The organism is Bacillus mycoides (genome assembly GCF_018742245.1).
Lineage (GTDB): Bacteria > Bacillota > Bacilli > Bacillales > Bacillaceae_G > Bacillus_A > Bacillus_A cereus_U.
The window spans coordinates 4,247,022-4,271,643 of sequence record NZ_CP036132.1; the positions used below are offsets into that span (position 1 = coordinate 4,247,022).

The following is a 24,622-nucleotide window of genomic DNA, read 5'->3' on the forward strand; positions in this document are numbered from 1 at the left end:
AAGCTACTCTTCTCTATCAACGTTTTTCGTTATTTAACTTTTATTGTATGTTCATTACGAACATATACTTCAACTTATTATAAGAAGTTTTTTATTTGTTCGCAACTGGGCTTTGTAAATAATACGTTAAAATCCCTGCTGCAACCGCAACATTTAATGATTCTGCCCCTCCGTAAATCGGAATATACAAGTTTTGATCACTTTTCGCAAGAATTTCTTGGCGTACGCCGCTTCCTTCATTTCCTACAATTAATGCAAAACTTCCGGCCGGTGTTACTTCACCATACGGAACTCCATTTTCAAGAGCCGTTCCATATACAGGGACGTTATTTTCTTTTAACTTGTCTACCCATTCTTCTAAGTTCCCTTTTACAATCGGTAAATGGAAAATAGAACCCTGTGTCGAGCGTAGTACTTTACTATTATAAACATCAACGCACCCTTCTCCAAGCACAACGGCATGAATACCAGCTGCATCAGCTGTACGAATAATCGTTCCCAAATTACCTGGGTCTTGAAGGCCGTCTAATAAAAGAAATTTCCCATCCGTAAGAGCTACTTCTTTCTCATGTTTCTCACAAACAGCAAATACGCCTTGCGTTGTTTCTGTTTCGCGAAGTACTTTTACAATTGCTTCAGGCACAATATACATTTCAACATCATTAACTGTCCAATCTTTCGGAAGATCTGTCTGATCTGAAACGATAAGTTCTGTTACAACTCCTGCCTTTAACGCTTCCTCTACTAAATGGAATCCTTCTACAAAAAATAAACCTTTGTTATCGCGCTCTTTTTTCGTCTGCAGCTTTTTCCACTGCTTCACACGCGGGTTTTGTACTGAATCAATGTTTTTCATAATATGTATTTCCCTCTCTTCTTGTCTTATCATTATAGCCTATTTTTCATACATATTTACATAAAAAAGAACAAAAACTAACGTCAGTTTCAATTCTGAAGAAGAGGTGAAGATAATGAGTTTTAATTTACGCGGCGCTGTATTAGCAAATGTATCTGGAAATTCACAAGACCAATTACAAGAAACGATTGTCGATGCAATTCAAAGCGGTGAAGAAAAAATGCTTCCAGGTCTTGGCGTTTTATTCGAAGTCATTTGGAAAAATGCTGATGAAAATGAAAAACACGAAATGTTAGGGACACTGGAGCAAGGATTAAAAAAATAAACAATAAAAGGTCACCTTAGAAAAAAAACTAAGGTGACCTTTTATGTCTATAAAATTTTTCTTCTCCTAAACATTTCTACTTTACTAACACGGATTGATGGAGTACAATGTTCAAAATACATTTAAACCGATCGATTTTCTTCATATACATCATTAGATAAAAGGAGTGAATGTTTTATGCACCGTATTACGCTTGAACAAATTTTTAAACATCACATTACGCAAAAATATGTAAACCGTTCTGGAATGGTCCACGCGATTGCTGTCGCTTACCATGCGTTTCACTTAGCCAAAAAGCATCACGCCTCAGTCGATGCTGCGACAAAGGCTGGCTTCCTTCATGATATCGGACATCATACGTGGTACACAGGCGGCGAATGGGACTATGACTTGTATAAAAAGAATGATATACATGCGATTAAAGGGGCAGAAAGATCTCATAAATTGCTTATTAGATTAGGAGAACATCCGAAACTAGCAAAAGAAATTTCTGTTGCAATTCTTCTGCACACTGATTCTTTCCTACTAGAACAAACGCTTGAAAGAACACCTCTACAAAACGTTATTAAGTGGGCGGATGAAGCCGATGAAGAGCCAGGCGGCGCACATCATTATAGAACGATTTCTTATGAAAAAGCATTGAAAGCAATTCAGCAATTAGACCGATTGGTAGAACGTGAATTACAAATAGAGCAAAAGAAATCGAATGACAAGGCAGAACATAGTTATCAATGAGAAAGAGGCATCACTATAGGGTGATACCTCTTTTATTATTTTCCCCTAAAAAAACACACGGAATATTTCAAATTTAAATCTTGTATGTAATATTTAAACGTAACATTCCAAATTCAAATCAACTATAATTTTATATATAAATATAAAGAGGTGATTTGAACATATGCAATCCGCTACACAAATTCCACACGAACAGAAAAACTCCATATCATGGTTACAATTTCTTGGAGTTTTATTCATTCTCTTTCCGTGTCTCTCATTAATAAATATACTCTTTACATTTTTACCTATTGAGTTATATGGATACATTAACCCAGATACAAATAAACCTTTGCTTGAATCTATAGAAAATGTAAGTTATGAATTAGTTGCCCTACTTTTACTAATCGTATATATCATGAAATATAAACCACTGAAAGAACTAGTATTACCCACATTCGATTTTCGAGTTTTAAAATCTTTTCAGATGTACATCTATGTTCTCATTTATTATGTACTCACCCTGTTTGTAGATATGTTTGTATTAGATAAATTATTCCCTTCATCCGTACAAGAACAGTCTGATGCATTGCAACTTTCAACACTAGAGCACTATCCACTTCTCTTACTTCTAGCTGGTGGGATTTTTGCACCTATTTTTGAAGAGCTTGTGTGCAGAGGTATTCTTCTTCGTTTTTTCGAAGAGAAGTTTACCTTTTGGCCAGCTGTAATTCTCTCAAGTTTAATTTTCGGTATTGCTCATACGTACTCTGTGGGAATTATGGTTAGCGCATTTATGACGGGAATATTTGCTTGTTTATTGTACAAACAAACTAAATCTATTATTCCAGCTATACTATTACATATTTTGACTAATTTAATCGCCTTTTCAACGTAAAAAAGAGGTATCATCACGATACCTCTCTTTACTCTTTTATCACAACTTCAAACTCTTCTTCCGTTAACACTTTTTGATCATTCGTATCGTTACTACTCATTCCTATCAAATTATACATATTCATTAATAATATCCAAAATAAACCTCATGTTGTAAAATATAACTTAATTCATATAAAGGAGTTTACATATGTTTAGTATTATTTGGATGCTTTTTATGCCACTTCTCATGTTGTGCGGAATTGCTGGTGGTATTTTTTTAGTGGTAACCGGAATTATTCATCGTAAATTCCTTACTATTTTAATGGGGATTATTTGTTGCTCATTCGTTATAATGCCTTTTATTTTTTTGAACAAAGGTATAAACGGAGAGAACGTTCTTCACATTCCAACAGTTCTATATTGGATACTCTTCTCTCTTGCTGGCTTATTCGCAGGAATGAATGGGGTACGTTCAAAAATTAATAGTATACGCAACATTGGATTCATTATTTTCTCAATAGGACTGTTCGCAGCTATTTGTTATCAGCTCATGTCTATGCCTGATTCATTTTTCATTCGTTAAGGAGTTGTTACACATGGAATCTACCGGATTATTTATTTGGCTTATCTTAGCCCCTATTTTATTGTTATGCGAATTCATCGTGGGCATTTTTTTAATTGTTGCTGGAATTAAATATCGAATTTTTTTTACATTCATAGCAGGATTGATTTGCATATTGCTTATCGTTGTTCCTATCATTTGTATAGGTTATGGAATAGACATAGAGCAGATGATCCCAATTTCAGGAACTTTATATTGGTGCCTCTTCTCTTTAGCTGGACTATTAGCTATTATAAGCGGGAGACAATTAACACATATTCGTTCTATGGGGATAATTTTGTTTATATCGGGATTATGCTCTTTGACTGCTTATCATCTTTTATATTTAACTACATGAAAACATAAAAAAGCAGGGAAATTAATTCCCTGCTTTTCTATTTCGTTTATTGCCTGATGGTAAGAAGAACGATAACACCCAAGCAATACCGGCTAATATTGTTGCAATTAAGAAGGCATCATTAATACCATTAATTGCAGATAGCTTTGAAATTTGTCCGAATAATAGTTGCGTGCTCATCGCATCTCCTGCTTGAGCTGATCCGGCTAATGCCGCTAAGCTTTGGCCCATACCGTGTACTTTATCAACTAAAATTGGGTTTGATGTTGTTAACATGTTGCCGTAATCCGCTACGTGAGCAGTCGTTTGTTGCGTCATAAGTGTGATTAATATCGCTGTTCCAATTGAACCAGCTACTTGTCTTGACGTATTTTGCGTTGCTGTACCGTGAGAAATTAATTTCATCGGCAGTGCGTTCATACCAGCTGTCATAATTGGCATCATAATGAATGACATACCAATTGAACGTATAATATAATCCGTCATAATAACGCTATACGGTGTATCCATCGATAACGTTGTAAATTTATATGTCGCAAATGTTGTAATGGCTAATCCGACAATTGCTAACGGACGAATACCATACTTATCAAATAGTTTACCTGCAACTGGTCCCATAATTCCCATAATTAATGATCCTGGAAGAAGTAATAAACCAGATTCCATTGGCGTAAAGCCGCGAATATTTTGCAGATATACAGGAAGTAATAACATACCTCCGAATAAGGCCATCGTTACAATCGCGTTAATTACTAATGTGAAAGTGAACGTCGGATATTTAAATACTTGTAAATCAAGCATTTTATTGTCTGTTGTTAACTCTCTCCAAATAAATACTGCTAAACCAATGACACCGATAATCATTGTTATAACAACTTCTGCACTAGTCCAGCCATTATTTCCAGCTTCACTAAATCCGTACAATAAGCTTCCTAGTCCAATACTTGAACTAATAACACCAAATACATCTAACTTTGTTTTAGACACCGGCTGTGCTAGTGTGAAGAATTTTAAAGATAAGAACGTAATAATTAAACCGATCACAAACATACCGTAGAACATTAAGTTCCAGCTATAATTTTCAATTACCCAACCTGTTATAGTTGGTCCGATAGCTGGTGCTAAAATCATCGCTACCCCTAGTAACCCCATCGCTGCTCCGCGCTTATGAGGCGGGAATAATGTCATGAAGATATTCATACCAACTGGCATTAAAATACCTGCACCGACCGCTTGAATAATGCGGCCCGTCATCATCATTGTAAAGTTACCTGATGTAGCACAAATGATAGATCCTACCGTGAAAAATAACATTGCCGCTACGAATAATTTACGATACGTAAATCGTGAAACTAAAAAGGCACTAATCGGCACTAAAATTCCGTTTACAAGCATGAAGCCTGTAATTAACCATTGGGCCGTTGAAGTTGATACGTTAAATTCGTTCATTAACGGAGGCAATGCAACATTAATAATCGTTTGATTTAAAATAGAAATGAACATACCGAGAATTAATACAGTTACAACTGCCTTTACATTCACATTCTCTACCGGCAATTGTCTCTTCAGCATTTCTTTTTCCTGTTTTACTTGCTCTTGCTTCCCTGTTTCTAATTCCACTACGTTAGAAGCTTCTGTTTCTTGTTTTTGCTCAATTTCTTTCTCTTCTGTTTCTAACTTACTTACTTCTATTTTACTTACGGCTGGGACTTGTTCTTCTCCCACGTTCGTTTTTTTCTTTCGTAAAAGACGATTTACAAGGAAGAAGACGATTATACAAAATAGTGCATATCCTACAATTGCAATTGAGGACATCTCATCTCCCCCTTACTTATGAATACGAACTGACACATTCATTCCAGGAACAATATTTACTGATTTACTATGGTCTAAAGAAATTTTAACTGGTACAACTTGCTTTACTTTCGTATAGTTCGCTGTTGCGTTACTTGATGGTAACATTGAGAATGTATTTGCTGTTGTTAATCCAACTTGTTCTACTTTTCCTGTTAACGTTGTATCTGGGTATGCATCTACATACACATCTACTGTTTGGCCTTTTTGAACATCATCAATAGTTGTTTCTTCAATGTTTGCTGTTACCCATAAGTTATTCATATCAAATGCGTAAGCAATTGGGCTACCCGCTCCAACGAACGCATTTGTTGTTGCGTTTGATTGTACAACTGTTGCATTTTGCGGAATCGTTACGTCTACTGTTTGCTCACCATTTGCTCCTGCTACAGTAACAGCACCTAATTTATCGTTCTCATTGTAGTTTTTTCCTACTTCTGCTTTCCAGTCAGTTAATTTACCCGCTACTGGTGATGCAATTGGAATTACCTTCCCGTCAATTTTTGCATTGTCTGTTTTTAAATAGTTTTCCGTTTGATTGTAATAGTAATAACCGCCGATACCGCCGCCAACTAATACAATTAATGTGATAATGTTGATAATTATCATTCTTCGAAACTGATTCATTGCATTCCTCTCCTTATATCGCATATAATTTTTTCTAAACTATTTACATCCTTAGTGTTTATATTGTTTAATTGTTAATTATATTAACCTTTAAACAAAAAAAGCACACCTTTTACGACGCAAACTATGTTTTGTCTGCATCCTAGCGGTGCTGATTTCTAAAGGACTATCGTTTATAATTATAAATAATTATCCCGAATCTACAACCAACAATTTAAACCTATATGTTGTTTAAACAACATTACACTACGCATGTGTTGTTTAAGTTAAAAAAATTAAACGAGGTGAAGTAAAAATGTCTATTAAAAATACAAATGATCCACGTGTAAAACGAACAAGACAACTCATACAGGATGCTTTTGTCGCTTTAGTAGGCGAAAAGGGCTTTGAAAATGTAACTGTGCAACATATCGCGGAACGTGCTCCTGTAAATCGTGCTACATTTTATAGCCATTACCATGATAAATATGATTTACTAGAAAAAAGCATAGAAGAAATGTTAGAAAAACTAGCTGAAGTAATTAAACCACAAAAACGAAATAAAGAAGATTTTCAGCTCACATTTGATTCACCACATCCAACCTTTTTAGCTTTGTTTGAACATATAGCAGAAAACGTGAACTTCTATAACGTTATGCTTGGTGATAAAGCCGCTGGAAACTACTCTTATAAAATGATGAAAACAGTCCAAACACATTTAACATTAAGCTTATCTATTTCACAGCCTGATGATGAAGAACTCATGGTTCCTCGTGACATTCTTATTAGTTATGTTACAGGGGCTCATATCGGAATGATTATGTCATGGTTAAAAAGAGGCATGATTTATACCCCACATTTCATGGCAATGCAATTAACTCGCTTAATTATTTTAGGAGCCCATACTGCAGCGGGATTAGAAAGACCATTTTAAAAACGGAAAAAGCGAAGGAAATTACCCTTCGCTTTTTTCTATTAATTAAATGTAATGTTATGTACAGCCTCTTTATCAAGACGTTTAATAACTTCTACAATTAACTTCACTGCGTTTTCGTAATCATCACGATGTAACATCGCTGCATGAGAATGAATGTAGCGTGTCGCAATCGTAATTGCCATAGACGGAATACCATTTACAGAAATGTGAATTGCTCCTGCATCCGTTCCCCCGCCCGCTACAGAATCATACTGATATGGAATTTGTAATTCATCAGCAACATCAACAACGAAATCACGTAAACCTGTATGACCAATAACGGAAGCATCATATAAAATAATCTGCGGTCCATCACCCATTTTACTTTGTGCTTCTTTGGCTGTTACACCTGGTGTATCCCCAGCAATACCAACATCTACAGCGAATGCGATATCTGGCTTAATATAGTTTGCGGATGTTTTCGCACCACGAAGACCAACTTCTTCTTGTACAGTCCCAACTCCGTATACAACGTTTGGATGCTTTTCATCTTTTAATTGTTTTAACACGTCAATTGCAATTGCACAGCCAATTCGGTTATCCCATGCTTTTGCAAGTAACATCTTTTCATTCTTCATCACTTGGAATTCGAAGTACGGTACAACTTGATCTCCTGGTCTTACGCCCCACTCCATCGCTTCTTCTTGGCTAGAAGCACCAATATCGATGAACATGTCTTTAATTTCAACTGGCTTTTTACGAGCTTCTGGAGGTAAAATGTGCGGTGGTTTTGAACCAATTACACCTGTTACATCTCCTTTACGTGTTACAATCGTTACGCGCTGTGCAAGCATAACTTGCGACCACCAGCCACCAACCGTTTGGAAACGAAGGAAGCCTTTGTCATCAATTTGTGTAATCATAAAGCCAACTTCATCTAAATGACCTGCAACCATAATTTTCGGGCCGTTTTCTTCCCCAACTTTTTTCGCAACTAAACTTCCTAAATTATCAGTAGAAAGTTCATCTGCAAACGGCTCAATATATTTCTTCATTACTTCACGTGGTTCACGCTCGTTACCCGCAATACCGCGTGCGTCTGTTAATTCTTTTAGCATTGTCAATGTCTCGTCTAATTTTGTCATTGCCAACACCCTCCTTTTTCTTCAGTCACTTTATTATACAAAAGTAAATTGAAATATTCAAAAATTAACTTAGTATCCTTGTGTTTGACGCTGATGATTTACTTCATTTTTATCTAAATATGCTTTTTCAATTTCTTCTTGTTCAAATTCAAGCGCTTGTCCAAGGCGAAGATAGCTTGTAAATAGTTCAATATAGTTCGTGATAGAAGGTTGATCTGTAAAACGAATCACTTTCGCATATGTGTCTAAGAAAATTTCCACTTGTGTTTTATTCGTTTGCGCACATTTATAGAATAAGAAGTTTTTATCAATTCCTAAATCGATTCCGATTGATAAAATAAAATGCAAACCATCTACGTATTCTTCTAATATTACTTCACGTTCTGACGCTGGTTTATTGCTCCAATATTTAAAACAACGTGTTTCATTTGCAAGTTCTCCAATTTCTACAAGAAGAGCTAACATTTTTTCTTTTAACAATTTCTTCGGTTGTAAGTCATGCTCTTTCACAATACGATCATCTAACTCTTTTTGTAATTTAAATAGTTGTAGTAAGTCCATTCTATTGTCCTCCTCCAACATCGCATTTTCCGCAACAATGTTGTTTCATCTCAAAGTTCATTATTCGTTTCTTATTAACAAGTCAGCTACCTACATCTTTATAAAGATAGCTTGTCCTTAATTTGCAAATACGTTTCAATCATCACTCACAGATTGTTCACTTGATGAAAGTTCCATATCATCCTTCCATTATAGCAGTGTCGTTTCTACTAGGAAAGATACACTTCTTCACGAATGAGTTCAAATAAAGTGAAACTTTAATCAGTGGGGGTTTTGTTCATCCCCCACTGATTATTAGCCCGCAAATAGCGGAATAAAAAAAGTCAGGAGGATTCTCCTGACTTTATATATATATTCTTTTATATCGCTATAGCTTTTATATTGATTTTGTCATACCGATAACGACACGTCCGTTAATCTTTCTTACTTTCATGTAAGCGCCTCTTCGTTATCGTTACAAAAGTTCTTACAAGCACATCTTAATATACTAGAGAGAAATAAATCATTTAATTGTGACGACACTAAGCGGGAAATTTCACAAGTTATTGAATGGTTATAATGAATACAAATAAAAAAACCTTAGAAGAAAGATCTTCTAAGGTTTTAAACAATTAGTTAATGTTGTTTTTTGCAACTGTTGCTAATTCAGCGAAAGCTTTTTCGTCATGAACAGCTAAGTCAGCAAGCATCTTGCGGTTAACTTCGATGCCAGCATTTTTTAAACCGTGCATTAAGCGGCTGTAAGAAAGACCATTCATACGAGCTGCTGCGTTGATACGTGTAATCCATAATTTACGGAAGTCACGTTTCTTTTGACGACGGTCACGGAATGCATACATTAGAGATTTCATAACCTGTTGGTTAGCAACCTTAAATAATGTACTCTTAGAACCGTAGTAACCTTTTGCTAATTTTATAACTTTTTTACGACGTTGACGAGTAACTGTACCACCTTTTACTCTTGGCATAATATTACCTCCTAGTTTGTTCTATATATCAGCCGAACTTATTTTAAGTTGTCAAGCATTTGACGAATGCGTTTGAAGTCACCAGCGCTAACTACACCAGCTTTACGTAGTTTACGTTTAGCTTTTGTAGATTTGTTAGCGAATAAATGGCTTGTGTAAGCGTGAGAACGCTTCAGTTTACCAGATCCAGTCTTTTTGAAACGCTTTGCAGCGCCGCGATGAGTTTTTTGTTTAGGCATAGGTATTTCCTCCTCTATCTATTACTTATCGTTTTTCGGTGCTAAAACTAAGAACATACTGCGTCCTTCCATTTTAGGCTTAGATTCAATTGTACTAACTTCAGCACAAGCTTCTGAGAAGCGATCTAAAACACGTTGACCGATTTCTTTATGAGTAATGGCACGTCCTTTAAAGCGAATTGACGCTTTAACCTTGTCGCCTTTCTCTAAAAACTTGACAGCATTACGAAGTTTTGTGTTAAAGTCATGTTCATCAATTGTTGGACTTAAACGAACTTCTTTCATGCTAATTACTTTTTGATTTTTGCGCTGTTCTTTTTCTTTCTTCTGTTGCTCAAAGCGGAATTTACCGTAGTCCATAATGCGGCATACTGGCGGTTTCGCATTTGGAGCAACCAATACTAAATCAAGATTAAGACCTGCAGCTAAGTCTAAAGCGTCATTACGAGACTTGATTCCAAGTTGATCGCCGTTTGCGCCAACTAAGCGTACTTCACGTGCACGAATTTGCTCGTTAATCATCATATCCTTGCTAATAGTAAGCCACCTCCAAGGTTTTCTTAGAATACGTTTTGCAATTGTAGAACCCGAACAAAAAAAGTGCGGGCACACGGCACCCACACTTGTAATATCTTTAGTAAGAAATACATTTACCTGCTAACTGCGAATGCGTCCATCAGGTGAGAAGCGGGTGCTTCTACTTGTCAAAACCATATTCTATTATCCTTGATGAGTTTATCATAGGACATGACGTCTGTCAAGAAGACGCGATGTGTTTTACTAACAACAAGAAATATTGTAACAAACAACCAGCATACTTGCAATACTTTTTTATGATAAGTATTGTTTGGTTATTTTTTCTAGATTTTCTTTTTTATAATACATAAAAAAGCCGCGGTATACCGCGGCTCTTTCTTATCGTTTTCCTTCTACTTTAATCATGTCAACAAACGCATCTAATGCGATTGTTTCTGATTTTTGTTCACCATATTTACGTACGTTAACGCCATTTTCAGTAACTTCATTGTCACCTACTACAAGCATGTACGGAATCTTTTGCATTTGTGCTTCACGGATTTTGTAACCAATTTTCTCTTCACGAGTGTCTAATTCAACACGGATACCAGCACGTCGTAATTCATCTTGTACTTTCTTCGCATAATCTAAATGTACTTGCGGAGAAACTGGAATTACTTGCGCCTGAACTGGAGCTAACCAAGTTGGGAATGCGCCTTTATATTCTTCAATTAAGAAGGCTACAAAACGTTCCATAGTTGATACAACACCACGGTGAATTACAACTGGACGATGTTGTTTACCGTCTTCACCAACGTAAGTTAATTCAAAGCGTTCTGGAAGTAAGAAGTCTAATTGTACAGTTGAAAGTGTTTCGTCTTTTCCAAGAGCAGTACGAACTTGAACATCAAGTTTCGGACCATAGAATGCCGCTTCACCTTCAGCTTCATAGTAATCAAGACCCATTTCATCCATAGCTTCTTTTAACATACCTTGTGCTTTTTCCCACATCTCATCATCAGCATAATACTTTTTAGTATCTGCTGGGTCACGATAAGATAGACGGAATGAATAGTTTTCTAAACCGAAATCTTTGTACACTTCTAACGTTAAGTTTACAACACGTTTTAATTCTTCTTTAATTTGATCTGGACGAACGAAAATGTGCGCATCATTTAAAGTCATTCCGCGTACACGTTGTAATCCGGATAATGCTCCAGACATTTCATAGCGGTGCATTGTTCCAAGTTCCGCAATACGGATTGGTAATTCACGGTAGCTGTGAATATCATTTTTATAAACCATCATATGGTGAGGGCAGTTCATTGGACGAAGAACTAACTCTTCATTATCCATTTCCATTGATGGGAACATGCCATCACGGTAATGGTTCCAGTGACCAGAAGTTTCATAAAGCTCTCTACTTCCTAATACTGGAGTGTATACGTGATCATAGCCTAAGCTTGCTTCTTTATCAACGATGTAACGCTCGATAATACGGCGAATTGTTGCACCTTTTGGTAACCAAAGTGGTAAACCTTGTCCTACTTTTTGGCTATTAGTAAATAGTTTTAACTCTTTACCTAATTTACGGTGATCGCGCTCTTTCGCTTCTTCAAGCATACGTAAGTGCTCATCTAATTCTGCTTTCTTAACGAATCCAGTACCGTAAATACGTTGTAACATTTTATTATTGCTATCGCCGCGCCAGTAAGCACCTGCAACGCTTAATAATTTAAACACTTTAATCTTCCCTGTAGATGGAAGGTGAACACCACGGCAAAGGTCGAAGAATTCGCCTTGCTCATAGATTGAAATAACTGCATCTTCTGGAAGATCGTTAATTAAATCTAATTTTAACTCATCGCCGATTTCTTCAAAGCGACGAAGTGCTTCTGCACGTGGTACTTCATGACGAACGATTTCTAAGTTTTCGTTCACGATTTTTTGCATTTCTTTTTCGATTTTCTTGAAGTCTTCAACTGTAATTGCTTCTTCCATATCAATATCGTAGTAGAAGCCATTTTCGATTACTGGACCAATGCCAAGCTCAAGCTTAACATCTTTATATAAACGTTTTAACGCTTGTGCTAAAAGGTGAGCTGTTGAGTGGCGTAAAATATATAAGCCATCTTCAGAATCTAATGTAATAATAGAAACTGCACCATCTTCTTCGATTGGTGTAACAAGATCGATCATCTCATCGTTTAATTTTCCAGCCACAGCTTTTTTCTTTAAGCCTGGGCTAATAGAAGCTGCGATTTCTTCAGTTGTTACTCCTTTTGGAAACTCCTTCACAGCTCCATCAGGGAAAGTAATTTTAACTACATCTGCCATCACTGGTCACTCCTCTTTTTTTTCAAAATAAAAAACACTCATCCCATAAAAAGGGACGAGTGTTGAATTCGTGGTTCCACCCTTGTTCCAATTAACCTTATTGTTAATTGCTCAAGTTCAACATAACGGTGTTGTCCGTTAGCAATTACTAGAAAAACGTTCACTGCTAAAGTTTAGAGGTGGTAAGTAATAATCCCGTAATAGGAAGCTCGCACCCTAAGGCTTCCCTCTCTGAAAATCGTAGAAAACTACTCATGTCCTCATCATAACATTTCGATATATTTCATTTATGTAGGTAATTATATGCTCAAAAACTTAGAAAATCAAGGGCGTTACCTTTATTTTTTAAATTTTTCACGTTGCGCTCAAATTCATGTAATCCATGTAGTTGCACTCGTTCCTGAAATACATTTCGCAAAGTAATAATCATATTATGATCTTGTTCTTTCGTATATAAATAAATCTTTTTCGGCGAAATAGAAAGAAGTGGTGCAATTACTTTCGTATCAATATATATATCCTGTTTCTTTAATAATTCTTCATCTATATATTGAACCAATTTATCCTGTTTTAAACGCCTACCTTTATCATCATAGAAAATAAAACTTTCATCAAAAATAAGATGTACACAGGACAAACGTGATTTCCGGCTACTTACTTGTTGGCGAAGTGTCTCAATGAACATTTGATATTCCTGCTCCATCTTATACTCATCAATTGCAACTTCAGCAAGCCTAGCTATCATTTCCCTATATGTACGAAGACGAAAACGAACGTATGATGAAAACGAGAATGAGAGCGGATCACAAAGCCAATCATTCAAAGACGACGCAATATAAGATTCGAATTTTTGACGTGTTAAATCACGGGCTACTCCTTTCCTTCTTTCCTTTAAAATCTCATGTGCCATATGCAATATTTGATGACACTCTTCTTGTTCTTCATAAAAAAACTTTTCCTTTAAAATGGTATGAATCCATTCATTTTGTTTCACATTCATAATGAAATATAGTAATACTGGCAATAAAATCTTTTCAATATAATTCGATTCACATAATGGTATATGAATAACAACCTTTTGTTCGTTTAAATATACACTTGTTTCCTTATATAAGGATTCCGTTCTTTTCGTTAGTTGTCTGTATACGTGCACAGCATCATTTTTTTCTTCGAAGCAAATTTCAATCACTTTTGTCCCCCCTTTTATCCCCGCTCTAAAGGATTGCATCTATACGTTACAAATCCTATAAGAGTCCGATCTATGGAAGTTCACTCTTAGTAGAAACCTATCTCCCATTGTTAGAACATCCACTCGATATGGCTTGCTAATTTTATATATATTAAGGGAGGGAGAAAAAAATGATACAGGCTACTCTGAAAAAATGATTAAAATAAAATGAAACTTTAATCAGTGGAGGTTTTGTCCATCCTCCACTGATTATTAGCCCGCACCAATCGGGCTTTTACGGGCAGCCCGACTCCCACCTAACTTCAGCCGAATTTTGAGGTGGGAGTCTTACTGCCCGCCAATAGCGGGATAAAAAAGAGCAAGCTTCTCAGCTCGCTCTTTACTTATTACGACGGTTCTTCCCGCCAATTGGGATTGGCTTCGCTAAATATTTAATTCGTTCCATAATACGGGCCGCTTTCATCTCTTCTGCTTCACCGCGCTGTGTATACGTTAAATGATGTTCCAACTGTTTGAAATCAAAGTTAGATGTAAAGAACGTCGGTAAGTTTTCCAACATACGGAACTGTAAGATTGCACCGAGTACATCATCACGTACAAAACTTGACATCGCTTCTGCCCCGATATCATCTAACATTAATACTTGTACACGTTTGACAGCATCAATCTTTCCGCTAATCGAATTATCTTGAATCGAACTTTTGATTTCACGTAAAAATTCAGGGAAGTATACGAGCATCGAACTAATTTTCTTTCGCGCAAGCTCATTTGCAATTGCCCCTAACAGATACGTTTTCCCTACACCAAATTTACCGTACAAATATAAACCTTGTGCTTTTTTACCTGGTTCGTATGTGTTTAAAAATTCATTCGTTGCACCTATTGCATCAATACGTGCATCTAAACCTGAAGGGTCTAAATTTTCCATAGTTGCCTGCAAAATGTCAACTGGCATATATACACTTTGAACAAGTTTTTCATATTTTTTTCTCTCATCATATGCTACTTTTCTAATACAACGATCGTATTGAATATCAATCATCTTACCTTGGATGACGAGCTTCGGCTCATATCCTTGTAGCATATTTTTACATGACCCTAAATCTGGACAATCCGCACACCCTACACTTTGTCCAATATATTCATATAACTTCACAAGACTTCGTTCAATCATAGAAGTCGTTACTTCACCTTTATGTTCGTCTATAAATTCTTTCACACGAGGGTGCGCCATCACTTCTGCCTTTAAGACTTCATATCTATTTTTAAAGTTTTTATTTTCCATTAATTTCGTAAATGAATTTTGAATATGCTCCATTTTCTCACCTCAAAGAGCGTTCATTTTCTTTTATTAATCACGCTTATATTTTTTCAATACTTCTTCTAATCGTTTCCGTTCATCTTCTAACGTACTTGCATCTTTTTTCGCACTTACGTCATTTTTCACAGGTTCTTTCTCTTCTTCTTTCGACTCTTCTTTAAGCCAATCTGGTACCATTTCTTTTCGCACTGTTTTCTTCGCTGTACGACCTTTTTTCTTCGTCTCAGCCCACTCTTGATATTGACGATTCTCTTCTTTCGCTAGCGCCATCGCCTCGCCTACTGTACCGACCTTTTTTCGCGCCCAATGTCCAGCAATCTTCTCGACATACGTTTTAGCAAGCTTCATATCTGAGCGTAGCATAACGTAATAAATAAGTACATTCACAACCCCTGGCGTTAACTTTTGGTTCATCATTACATCCTCAACGATTTGCAAGTCCGCTTTCGTCGCCTCTGCACCGCCTGAAATCTCTTTCAATAGTTGTTTTGGCGAGATTTCCTCTAACTGCTTCATTAGCATCTCTTCTTGCGTAGATGGCTCTTTCTCTTTCATTGTACGAGCAGCATGAGGTTGCACTCTTTCACTTAATATAGGTAACGCTTGACCATTTTCGAATTGATACCAATCGCGTGCTCCCTTCCGAAGCCTTTCGATATCAATTGTTTGTATCTCTGTCACTGCGCCAAGAACGATATTTTGCATCGATAACACATCCACACCGTACACATAAGCGAGTGTAATGACACATTCTCTCACTTGATCTGTAATCGCCTTTTTAGGAACAAGCGCTGATAGTCCGTCTACAAATAAAGAGAAATCAAAGAAATCATTCCAAACTTTCGGAGCATCCCCATTCTCGTTACTTGGCATAATTGTCGTTTTCGGGATACGCAGTTCTTCTTGCGCATATTCAAACTGACCTGGGTTAAACGAATCAAATATATCGTTGAAGGAGCGCGTAACATTTTCATAAGAAGCAAAATCGAATTCTTCTTCTAAGAAATATTGCTTTACTTGGTTGTATTTTGTCCGACTCAAGCGATTATATAAAAAGATACTTAAAACAATATCATCAAAAAACTGCTTCGGAGATAAAGGTGGTTGCAATTCATATATAAACATTCGAATATCTTTTTCTTTCTTAATATATACATTTAAAAGACCAATCGCTTCTAACTTTACTCGTTCCCCATATATTTCAGGAAGTTGCATTTGCATAGTCACCATAAGGGAGTGATGTGTATTCTCTTTTCCAAATACACGATCTTGCTCTAACTCTCCCCATAGTGTCATGTATAAGCTAAAAGCTCTACTACCTATTAACGGCTGATACAACATCGTTAATACTTTCCGGTCGTAATTATGTAACAACCCTTTCGCACTTACTTTATAACGATCAATCGGCAATAGCTCCATCCATGACTGTTTTTCCATTCTTGCCTTTCCTTTCTCTCATCCAATCTAACCTACATTTCACTCGTTCTATCTTTATTATATAATTTATTAGCGAAAAAGAGCTATTAGCTTCCGCTTCTAGCTCTCTTATCTCGTTTACTTACAGTATATAAAGAGATTCCTTCTACTCTCTCTCTTTTTGCAGTATATCTTTTAATTCTTCAATAAATACATTTAAATCTTTAAATTGACGATACACAGAAGCAAAACGTACGTAAGCAACATCATCAATATCACGAAGTTCTTCCATAACAATTTCACCAATCATATCACTTTTCACTTCTGATATACCTAAGTTACGAAGTTCACGCTCCACACTTTGTGTTACTTCCTCTAACTGCCTTAAAGATACAGGTCTTTTTTCACACGCTTTAATTAAACCGCGTAAAATTTTCTCTTTATTAAACTCTTCTCGTGTTCCTTCTTTTTTAACAACGATAAGAGGTGATTCTTCTACTCTTTCAAATGTCGTAAAGCGACTTAAACAACTTTCACACTCTCTTCTTCTTCGAATAGAGCGCCCCTCGTCTACCGGACGCGAATCTAACACTCTTGTGCCATTATGAAAACAGGATGGACAACGCAATTCATTCACTCCTTTACACTATAATCTTTATTTCTTCGCTACTCATCTACATGTGAAAATATATATACAATATTATATAACTCATTCTTCTACACTGACCACTATAAGTTCATACATAGCATGGTCCTATTTTATATAAACTAAAAAAGAGGTGCATTATACACCTCTTTACATTTTAAATCAATTATGTTCTTTTTTAAAGAGCTTTTGTTTCTCTCTGCTTAATTTCGAAGCTACCAGTGCCTCGAGGAAGCTCGATGCTCTCACGCGTTTTCGCGTTTAAACCTTCTGCAATATATTCTGCAGCAACATTTGGATCAATACGATCCCCACAAGTATAAACATCAATACTTGCGTAACCGTGCTCCGGAAAGCTATGAATTGTTAAATGTGATTCCGAGATAATTACTACTCCACTTACACCTTGTGGTGCAAATTTATGAAAAGCAACCTCACGTACTTCAGCACCAGCTCTTAGTGCTGCATCCACAAATAATTGTTCAATATACGGCATGTCATTAAGCTTGTCGAAATCGCAATCCCAAAGTTCAGCGATTACGTGACGACCCATCGTATCCATAGTATCCATTCTACAGTTCCCCCTTGTAAATTTATTCTAACTGTTCGAATTGAAAACTAATTTGCAATTTGGCTTGCTCCACTACCACGGGGGAAAGTTAGTCCAGAGAGGTCCTAACCCTTTAAGTAGTGACTACGTACCTCAGCTCTTAAGTTTACGAGTGTTAGTATACTTTGTTTATTTTCATTTTGCAACAACAGTTTTTTCGATTTTCTGTCATAATTTCCTCTTTACTTTTCCCTAAAAAAAATAAACGATTCACAAATACAGTAATCACAACGTTTTTTGGTCTGTCCACTATTTGAAAATATACCCATATAATTTTTTTCTTTTCAGAAAAAAATAAAAAAAGAGAGCAAATATTCACTTGCCCTCCCTCTATTTCACTTAAATATGTTGTACATTTTCTTGTTTTGCTAATTCATCAACAACTAACGTTACAAGATCTACAACACGACGAGAGTAGCCCCACTCGTTATCATACCAAGCAAGTACTTTCACTTTACGCTCACCCATTACCATTGTAGATAAACCATCAATAATAGCTGAGTGTGTATTTGTATTAAAGTCGATAGACACTAAAGGCTCTTCGCTAAATTCTACAATTCCTTTTAACGCACCGTTTGCAACAGTTTTGAATGCTTCATTAATATCTTCAACTGTTACATCACGTTTTACGTCTACTACTAAATCAACAAGAGACACGTTTGGTGTTGGTACACGAAGTGCCATACCATGAAGTTTTCCATTTAAATGCGGAAGAACTTTTGCAAGCGCTTTCGCAGCACCCGTCGTTGTAGGAATGATTGACTGTCCGCAAGCACGTGCTCTTCTTAAATCTTTATGTGGGTTATCAATGTTTTTTTGGTCATTTGTATAAGCGTGAACAGTTGTCATTAAACCGTTTTCAATTCCAAACTGCTCATCTAACACCTTTACAACAGGTGCTAAACAGTTTGTTGTACAAGATGCATTTGAAATAACGGTATGTTTTGTAATATCTAATTGGTCTTCGTTCACACCAACTACAATTGTTACATCTTCATTTTTACCAGGCGCTGTTAAAATAACTTTTTTCGCTCCAGCTTCAACGTGAAGAATTGCTTTTTCTTTTGAATTAAATTTACCAGTTGCTTCAATTACAACTTCAACACCTAGATCTGTCCAAGGCAATTCCTTTGGATCACGGTTGTTTAAAAGGCGAATCATTTTCCCATCTACTAATAAGTGATCTTCAAATGCTTCCACTGTTCCGGCAAACTTACCGTGTACTGTATCATATTTAATTAAATGTGCTAACGTTTCGGACGGATAGCTTGCATTGATTGCTACAATTTCGAATGCGCTTTCTTTTATTGCTTGACGAAACACCATTCTCCCAATACGTCCAAATCCATTAATTGCCACACGAGTCATAATATGTTATCCCCCTTGAATGCGTTATACTATTTATCTCAAATCCCAATATTAGTATAACACAAAAAGGAGGAATGTCACTAAGCATTTTCATTAATTTCACAATTTTTTAATCAATAATGTTCCACTTCTTTAAAATCACCTGTAATTGTGTTTTCGTTTCCATAATTGTGCCATCATTATTTATCACTTCATCTGCATTCTTCACTTTTTCTTCTAATGGCATTTGAGATTGAATACGCACCGTTGCTTCTTCTTCTGAAAAGTTATTTCGTTTCATTAAACGGTCTAATTGTGTATTCGGCTTAACCGCTACAACTAAAACGCGATCAACGAGACTCGTTAATTTACTTTCAAATAAAAGAGGAATATCTAACACAACCGCTTGCACACCTTCTTTTATGTACATTTCCTTTTGCATATTCATTTCCTCACGCACTGCCGGATGAACAATTTTATTTAACTGCAATCGTTTTTCTTCATTATGGAAAACGACACTTCCTAATTTCGGTCGATCCAGTTCTCCGTCTTTTTGTAACACTTCCGTTCCAAATACTTCTACAATTTTGTTATATGCTGGTTTTCCTCGTTCTACAACTTCTCGCGCAATAATATCTGCATCAATAACTGGTATACTTAGCTCGCGAAACATTTGAGACACTGTACTTTTTCCACTTGCAATGCCTCCTGTTAATCCAATTACTACTGTCATCATAATCCCCCTCATAATAAAAGGCGCGAAACTAGTGTTCCACGCCCATACTTACATTTTCCAAATTCCAATAATAATGAGTAATACCCCAGGCAGGAATGTAAATTTTTGTAACCATTTCATATTCGACAAAACCGTACCAAGCTTCATTCCAATAAATAAAAATAAAGAACTCATAACCGCGACTAATATCGCCATCATAGCAGGTGCATACCCTAATAAAGATGCACCAATTCCAGCACCAAACGAATCTACAGAAAGAGCTATACCAAGAAGTAGCGCTTCTCCTGCAGAAATGGTGCCCGATTTATCAAAATCCGCAACAGTCGGTTTCCGTAAAATTTGAATCACTAGTCCTAGTGAAGCAATCTCTAATTTCCAAACCTTCTCCTCTTGCTTCGGTTCTTCTTTTTTATCACTCCGAAAAAATTGGTATAATACCCAAATCCCTATTCCAATAAGAACAAGCCCACCGATACGCGTTGCGATAACAGGTGAAAAAATTTTCGCGATCATATGTCCAATTCCCATTGAAACGAGCATAACAGCCGCTGAACAGATTCCGATAATTATAATTGATCTTAGTGGAATTCTTACGCTTCTTAAACCGTATGTTAGCCCTACACTACAGCTATCTAAGCTTAATGTAAAAGCTAATAAAATAAGAGACAAATAAAGGTACATCGGTAAACTCCTCCCTTATACATAGCTCTGCTGTATGTATATGACAAATGCCTATCCGATGTTATCTCTTTTCTATATTCTAGGCTGACAAATTGGGCAGTAATGCGTTCCTCTTCCACCAACAACTGTTTTTTCTAAAATCGTACCGCAAGTCACACACGGTTCTCCCTTTTTTCCATATACATTTAGAAGTTCTTGGAATGAACCGATTTGCCCTTGCGAATTGATATACGTTCTAATTGTACTTCCGCCTCGCTTCACTGCTTCGCCTAGCGTTGTAACAATCGCTTCGTAAACTCTCTCAATTTCTTCTTCCGTTAAAGATGACGCTTCTCGCTCTGGATGAATATGAGAACGGAATAATACTTCATCTACATATATATTTCCAAGCCCTACTAAAAGACGCTGGTCTAATAATACGACTTTTATTTTGCGATTTGTCTTTTGCAATCTTTCTTGTAAGTACTGCGGTGTCAATTCAGCATCAAATGGCTCTGGTCCTAAATCAGCAAGAGGCATTTGAGCAAACTCTTCACCTTTCTTAAAGAGATGCATCGTACCAAACTTTCTCACATCTTTATAATGTAATTCAGTTCCATCTGTAAATAAGAAACGTACGTGTGTATGTTTATCAATTGGCTCATCCTCTTGATGAAGTAAAAACTTACCTTCCATACGCAAATGTGAAACAATTACATAGTTTGTTACATACAAAAGCAAAAACTTACCTCTTCGCTTTATATTCTCGATCATCTCGCCTCTTAGCATGTCTTTAAAGATTTCTGCATCGTCCGGTCGTTTCACTATTTTTGGGTAAGTGATAATTACATCTTCAATCACTTTCCCCGTTACAAGATTTTCAAGTGTCCGTCTAACATTTTCAACCTCTGGTAATTCCGGCATTTTATCACTTCCTTATTTCGCGTCGTACCAAGTTGGACCGTAAGAATAATCAACTTTTAACGGAACTGCTAGTTCAATTGCATGCTCCATTACTTCAGGTACAAGCTTCTCTAATTTTTCCACTTCTTCTTTTGGCGCTTCAAAAATCAATTCATCGTGTACTTGCAGAAGTAAGCGAGCTTGTAGGCCTTCTTCTTCTAAGCGATCCGCCATAATAATCATAGCCTTTTTAATAATATCCGCCGCACTACCTTGAATTGGTGTATTCATTGCTGTACGCTCTGCAAAGCTACGTAAATTAAAGTTACGGCTCGTAATTTCTGGAATGTAACGACGGCGATTTAATAACGTTGAAACATATCCTTTTTGCTTCGCATCTTTTACAATGTCAGCCATATATTCTTGTACTCCAGGGAAGCTTTCTAAATACCTTTCGATAAATTCCCCTGCCGCTTTTCTCGTGATTCCTAAGTTTTGTGAAAGGCCGTAATCACTAATACCGTATACAATGCCGAAGTTTACAGCTTTTGCTTGTCGTCTCATATTAGATGTCACTTCATCTTTTCCAACACCGAATACATCCATAGCTGTTTTCGTATGAATATCCATGTCATGTTGGAACGCTTCAACTAAACCTTCATCTTTTGCAATGTGAGCAAGCACACGAAGTTCAATTTGTGAATAATCGGCCGCGTACATAATCCATCCTTCTTCTGAAGGAATAAACGCCTGACGAATCTTCCTTCCCTCTTCTAAGCGAATCGGGATATTTTGCAAGTTAGGTTCCGTTGAACTTAGTCGTCCTGTTTGCGTTAACACTTGGTTAAAGCGAGTATGAATTTTAGATGAATCGTCATGTACAACTTTTAGTAACCCTTCAATATATGTAGAGTTTAGTTTCCCTAATTGACGATAGTGTAAAATTTTCGGAATGATTGCATGATGATCCATAAGCTTGTCTAGTACATCAGCAGACGTAGAATAACCTGTTTTCGTCTTTTTAATAACAGGTAAATTTAAGTTTTCAAACAGAATAACCCCAAGCTGCTTCGGTGAATTAATATTAAATTCCGTCCCTGCAAGCTCATAAATCTCTTGTTCCATTTCCTTTAATCTACCCGCAAGCTCTTCTCCCATATTACGAAGACGCTCCGTATCAACTGTAACACCTTTCACTTCCATGTCAGCTAATACACGAGCAAGCGGTAATTCTAACTCTGTAAATAGTTCATATTGCTCATTCTTTTCTAACTCTTCTACGAATGTTTGCTTCACATCGAATAATACATGTACTTTACGAGCGACATGCTCAGCTACTACCTCTTGCTCAGGAACAGCACGCTTCGCACCTTTCCCGTAAACTTCTTCGTCAGATTTTACCGCATGTGTTTCTTTCATTTTCGCAACAGCACGGAAATCTTTATCGGTATCAGCTGGATCAAGTAAATAAGCGGCAATTAATAAATCAAAGTCAATCCCTTGAATATCTATACCTTTCCACTTGAGAGCAACGATAGCACGCTTCGCATCAAATGTATGTTTTCTCATTTCTCCATTTGCAAGCCACTCTTTAAAAGCATCCGATTTAAGAGCAACATCGGCCGGAATGAAGTAACAACCATTTTCATTTTGAATACCAAAACCTTGAATATCGGCTTTATGATAGTTATCTTCTTGCACTTCAACAATAAGCGCACTATCTTGCTGAAGCATTTCTTCTGTAACTTCTTCTACAATATCAAATGTAATATCATCTAATTCAGCTGGAGCCGTTTCCTCCGGCGTAACACCTAATTTATTTAAAAGGGATGTAAATCCTAAATTCTCGAACATCGGAATCAAATCGCTTGGTTCATACCCTTTATATGCCATATCATCTACATGCACAGTAATCGGTGCGTCTGTAATAATAGTCGCCAGTTCTTTACTCATAAGAGCTTGTTCTTTATTCGCTTCTAACTTTTCTTTTAATTTCTTTCCACTCACTTGATCTAAGTTTTCATATACTGCTTCTACCGTTTCAAATTGCGTTAATAATTTAATGGCTGTCTTCTCACCAACACCTGGTACACCTGGAATGTTATCTGATTGGTCTCCCATTAAACCTTTCATGTCGATAATTTGCTTTGGTGATAAGCTATATTTCTCAAATAAAGCTTCTTTCGTATATTCATCTACTTCTGTAATCCCTTTGCGAGGAATACATACGAGTGTATTATCTGACACAAGTTGCAGTAAATCTTTATCTCCTGAAATAACCTTAACATGAAACCCTTGCTCACTCGCTTCTTTCGCTAACGTTCCCATAATGTCATCCGCTTCATAATTTTCCAGTTCATAACGCGGTACATTGAATGCATCAAGCATCTCACGAATAAACGGGAATTGCTCTGATAGTTCAGGTGGCGTCTTTTGACGCCCTCCCTTATAATCACTATACGTTTTATGACGGAACGTTGTTTTCCCCGCATCAAACGCCACAAGCATGTGCGTCGGTTTTTCTTCCTCTAATATTCTCATTAACATCATCGTAAAACCATAAATTGCGTTCGTATGTATACCTTTGTCGTTATTTAAAAGCGGTAGTGCAAAGAAAGCACGATACGCGATATTATTACCATCTACTAATACGACTTTTTTTTCCAAACTACAAACCTCCCCATACAAATTTGAAACGATTTTCCCACAGAAAAAAAACCGTTCCTATCCTCTCTCTATATTAACATGACTAATAGAGAGAAGAAAAATAACGGTTTTTTTCTATCATATATAAACAGACTTACATTGGCATAAAAGGGAAGTGACGAGAATAGCATAACTACTCTCGTCCAAAATTACTCCTTGGATGAAGGGGTTTTCATATATTATATTAACAGAGCTTTATTAATATTTAATTAA

Annotated in this window: 25 protein-coding genes and 3 other annotated features (1 of these 28 running past the window's edge); of the genes, 6 read left to right on the forward strand and 19 right to left on the reverse strand. The window is 36.5% G+C overall.

What is annotated here, in order from left to right; genetic code table 11:
* Positions 1-29: a binding site (T-box leader), on the reverse strand; it reaches 200 nt to the left of the window's first position.
* 62 nt (positions 30-91) lie between these two features.
* Positions 92-889, reverse strand: a complete 798-nt coding sequence (locus EXW56_RS21765; RefSeq protein WP_002112174.1) for a TrmH family RNA methyltransferase — start codon at positions 887-889, stop codon at positions 92-94.
* 82 nt (positions 890-971) lie between these two features.
* Between EXW56_RS21765 and sspI the strand changes: the two genes are divergently transcribed.
* The 5 genes from sspI to EXW56_RS21790 all read left to right on the forward strand — a co-directional run bounded on the left by sspI (position 972) and on the right by EXW56_RS21790 (position 3,733).
* Positions 972-1,181, forward strand: coding sequence for a small acid-soluble spore protein SspI (gene sspI, locus EXW56_RS21770; protein ID WP_000009511.1), 210 nt, complete (start codon positions 972-974; stop codon positions 1,179-1,181).
* A gap of 177 nt (positions 1,182-1,358) precedes the next feature.
* Positions 1,359-1,916, forward strand: a complete 558-nt coding sequence (locus EXW56_RS21775; protein ID WP_078179653.1) for an HD domain-containing protein — start codon at positions 1,359-1,361, stop codon at positions 1,914-1,916.
* A gap of 163 nt (positions 1,917-2,079) precedes the next feature.
* Positions 2,080-2,793: a CPBP family intramembrane glutamic endopeptidase gene (locus EXW56_RS21780; protein WP_002199207.1), complete on the forward strand. Its 714-nt coding sequence runs from the start codon at positions 2,080-2,082 to the stop codon at positions 2,791-2,793.
* A 189-nt stretch (positions 2,794-2,982) separates the two neighbouring features.
* The gene (locus tag EXW56_RS21785) at positions 2,983-3,357 is read left to right on the forward strand and encodes an ammonia permease (protein WP_215596938.1); all 375 of its coding nucleotides are present in this window, start codon (positions 2,983-2,985) and stop codon (positions 3,355-3,357) included.
* Between the two features lie 13 nt (positions 3,358-3,370).
* On the forward strand, positions 3,371-3,733 hold the full coding sequence (locus EXW56_RS21790; RefSeq protein WP_215596939.1) for an ammonia permease: 363 nt from the start codon (positions 3,371-3,373) through the stop codon (positions 3,731-3,733).
* A gap of 21 nt (positions 3,734-3,754) precedes the next feature.
* Here EXW56_RS21790 and EXW56_RS21795 read toward each other — a convergent pair whose 3' ends face one another.
* The gene (locus tag EXW56_RS21795; RefSeq protein WP_002160272.1) at positions 3,755-5,548 is read right to left on the reverse strand and encodes a DHA2 family efflux MFS transporter permease subunit; all 1,794 of its coding nucleotides are present in this window, start codon (positions 5,546-5,548) and stop codon (positions 3,755-3,757) included.
* Between the two features lie 12 nt (positions 5,549-5,560).
* Positions 5,561-6,214 (reverse strand): HlyD family secretion protein, encoded by a 654-nt coding sequence (locus EXW56_RS21800; RefSeq protein ID WP_002112181.1) that lies wholly within the window; start codon positions 6,212-6,214, stop codon positions 5,561-5,563.
* Between the two features lie 295 nt (positions 6,215-6,509).
* Between EXW56_RS21800 and EXW56_RS21805 the strand changes: the two genes are divergently transcribed.
* Entirely contained in the window at positions 6,510-7,127 is a 618-nt protein-coding gene (locus EXW56_RS21805) for a TetR/AcrR family transcriptional regulator (RefSeq protein WP_002067422.1), read from the forward strand.
* 41 nt (positions 7,128-7,168) lie between these two features.
* On the opposite strand, the gene EXW56_RS21810 is transcribed toward EXW56_RS21805, so the two are convergent.
* The 16 genes from EXW56_RS21810 to polA all read right to left on the reverse strand — a co-directional run bounded on the left by EXW56_RS21810 (position 7,169) and on the right by polA (position 24,370).
* Positions 7,169-8,254, reverse strand: coding sequence for a M42 family metallopeptidase (locus EXW56_RS21810; protein WP_002112183.1), 1,086 nt, complete (start codon positions 8,252-8,254; stop codon positions 7,169-7,171).
* 69 nt (positions 8,255-8,323) lie between these two features.
* On the reverse strand, positions 8,324-8,815 hold the full coding sequence (locus EXW56_RS21815; RefSeq protein WP_000365057.1) for a dUTP diphosphatase: 492 nt from the start codon (positions 8,813-8,815) through the stop codon (positions 8,324-8,326).
* A 611-nt stretch (positions 8,816-9,426) separates the two neighbouring features.
* Positions 9,427-9,783, reverse strand: coding sequence for a 50S ribosomal protein L20 (gene rplT, locus EXW56_RS21820; protein WP_001138364.1), 357 nt, complete (start codon positions 9,781-9,783; stop codon positions 9,427-9,429).
* Positions 9,784-9,821: 38 nt separating this feature from the next.
* Positions 9,822-10,022: a 50S ribosomal protein L35 gene (gene rpmI / locus EXW56_RS21825; RefSeq protein WP_001125945.1), complete on the reverse strand. Its 201-nt coding sequence runs from the start codon at positions 10,020-10,022 to the stop codon at positions 9,822-9,824.
* A gap of 21 nt (positions 10,023-10,043) precedes the next feature.
* Positions 10,044-10,547 (reverse strand): translation initiation factor IF-3, encoded by a 504-nt coding sequence (infC, locus tag EXW56_RS21830; protein ID WP_002015470.1) that lies wholly within the window; start codon positions 10,545-10,547, stop codon positions 10,044-10,046.
* Between the two features lie 63 nt (positions 10,548-10,610).
* Positions 10,611-10,731: a sequence feature (ribosomal protein L20 leader region), on the reverse strand.
* A 206-nt stretch (positions 10,732-10,937) separates the two neighbouring features.
* Complete coding sequence (thrS, locus tag EXW56_RS21835; RefSeq protein WP_002034275.1) at positions 10,938-12,875, reverse strand: threonine--tRNA ligase; 1,938 nt, start codon at positions 12,873-12,875, stop codon at positions 10,938-10,940.
* Between the two features lie 48 nt (positions 12,876-12,923).
* Positions 12,924-13,151, reverse strand: a binding site (T-box leader).
* 31 nt (positions 13,152-13,182) lie between these two features.
* Positions 13,183-14,064: a putative sporulation protein YtxC gene (gene ytxC / locus EXW56_RS21840; protein ID WP_002199202.1), complete on the reverse strand. Its 882-nt coding sequence runs from the start codon at positions 14,062-14,064 to the stop codon at positions 13,183-13,185.
* A 379-nt stretch (positions 14,065-14,443) separates the two neighbouring features.
* Positions 14,444-15,382, reverse strand: coding sequence for a primosomal protein DnaI (gene dnaI, locus EXW56_RS21845; protein WP_002112188.1), 939 nt, complete (start codon positions 15,380-15,382; stop codon positions 14,444-14,446).
* A gap of 33 nt (positions 15,383-15,415) precedes the next feature.
* Complete coding sequence (locus tag EXW56_RS21850; protein WP_215596940.1) at positions 15,416-16,822, reverse strand: replication initiation and membrane attachment family protein; 1,407 nt, start codon at positions 16,820-16,822, stop codon at positions 15,416-15,418.
* 145 nt (positions 16,823-16,967) lie between these two features.
* Complete coding sequence (nrdR, locus tag EXW56_RS21855; protein WP_001203686.1) at positions 16,968-17,429, reverse strand: transcriptional regulator NrdR; 462 nt, start codon at positions 17,427-17,429, stop codon at positions 16,968-16,970.
* A gap of 196 nt (positions 17,430-17,625) precedes the next feature.
* On the reverse strand, positions 17,626-18,009 hold the full coding sequence (gene speD, locus EXW56_RS21860; RefSeq protein WP_002003660.1) for an adenosylmethionine decarboxylase: 384 nt from the start codon (positions 18,007-18,009) through the stop codon (positions 17,626-17,628).
* A 387-nt stretch (positions 18,010-18,396) separates the two neighbouring features.
* Positions 18,397-19,425 (reverse strand): glyceraldehyde-3-phosphate dehydrogenase, encoded by a 1,029-nt coding sequence (locus EXW56_RS21865; protein ID WP_002199200.1) that lies wholly within the window; start codon positions 19,423-19,425, stop codon positions 18,397-18,399.
* A gap of 109 nt (positions 19,426-19,534) precedes the next feature.
* Positions 19,535-20,137 carry a dephospho-CoA kinase gene (gene coaE, locus EXW56_RS21870; RefSeq protein ID WP_002112191.1) on the reverse strand — a complete coding sequence of 201 codons (603 nt, stop codon included), beginning with the start codon at positions 20,135-20,137 and terminating at the stop codon, positions 19,535-19,537.
* Between the two features lie 51 nt (positions 20,138-20,188).
* Entirely contained in the window at positions 20,189-20,821 is a 633-nt protein-coding gene (gene ytaF, locus EXW56_RS21875; protein WP_000281731.1) for a sporulation membrane protein YtaF, read from the reverse strand.
* Between the two features lie 72 nt (positions 20,822-20,893).
* The gene (gene mutM / locus EXW56_RS21880; RefSeq protein ID WP_002199198.1) at positions 20,894-21,724 is read right to left on the reverse strand and encodes a DNA-formamidopyrimidine glycosylase; all 831 of its coding nucleotides are present in this window, start codon (positions 21,722-21,724) and stop codon (positions 20,894-20,896) included.
* Positions 21,725-21,736: 12 nt separating this feature from the next.
* A complete protein-coding gene (gene polA, locus EXW56_RS21885) occupies positions 21,737-24,370 on the reverse strand; it encodes a DNA polymerase I (RefSeq protein ID WP_002112193.1) in 2,634 nt (877 codons plus the stop codon).
* Positions 24,371-24,622: the final 252 nt, after the last annotated feature.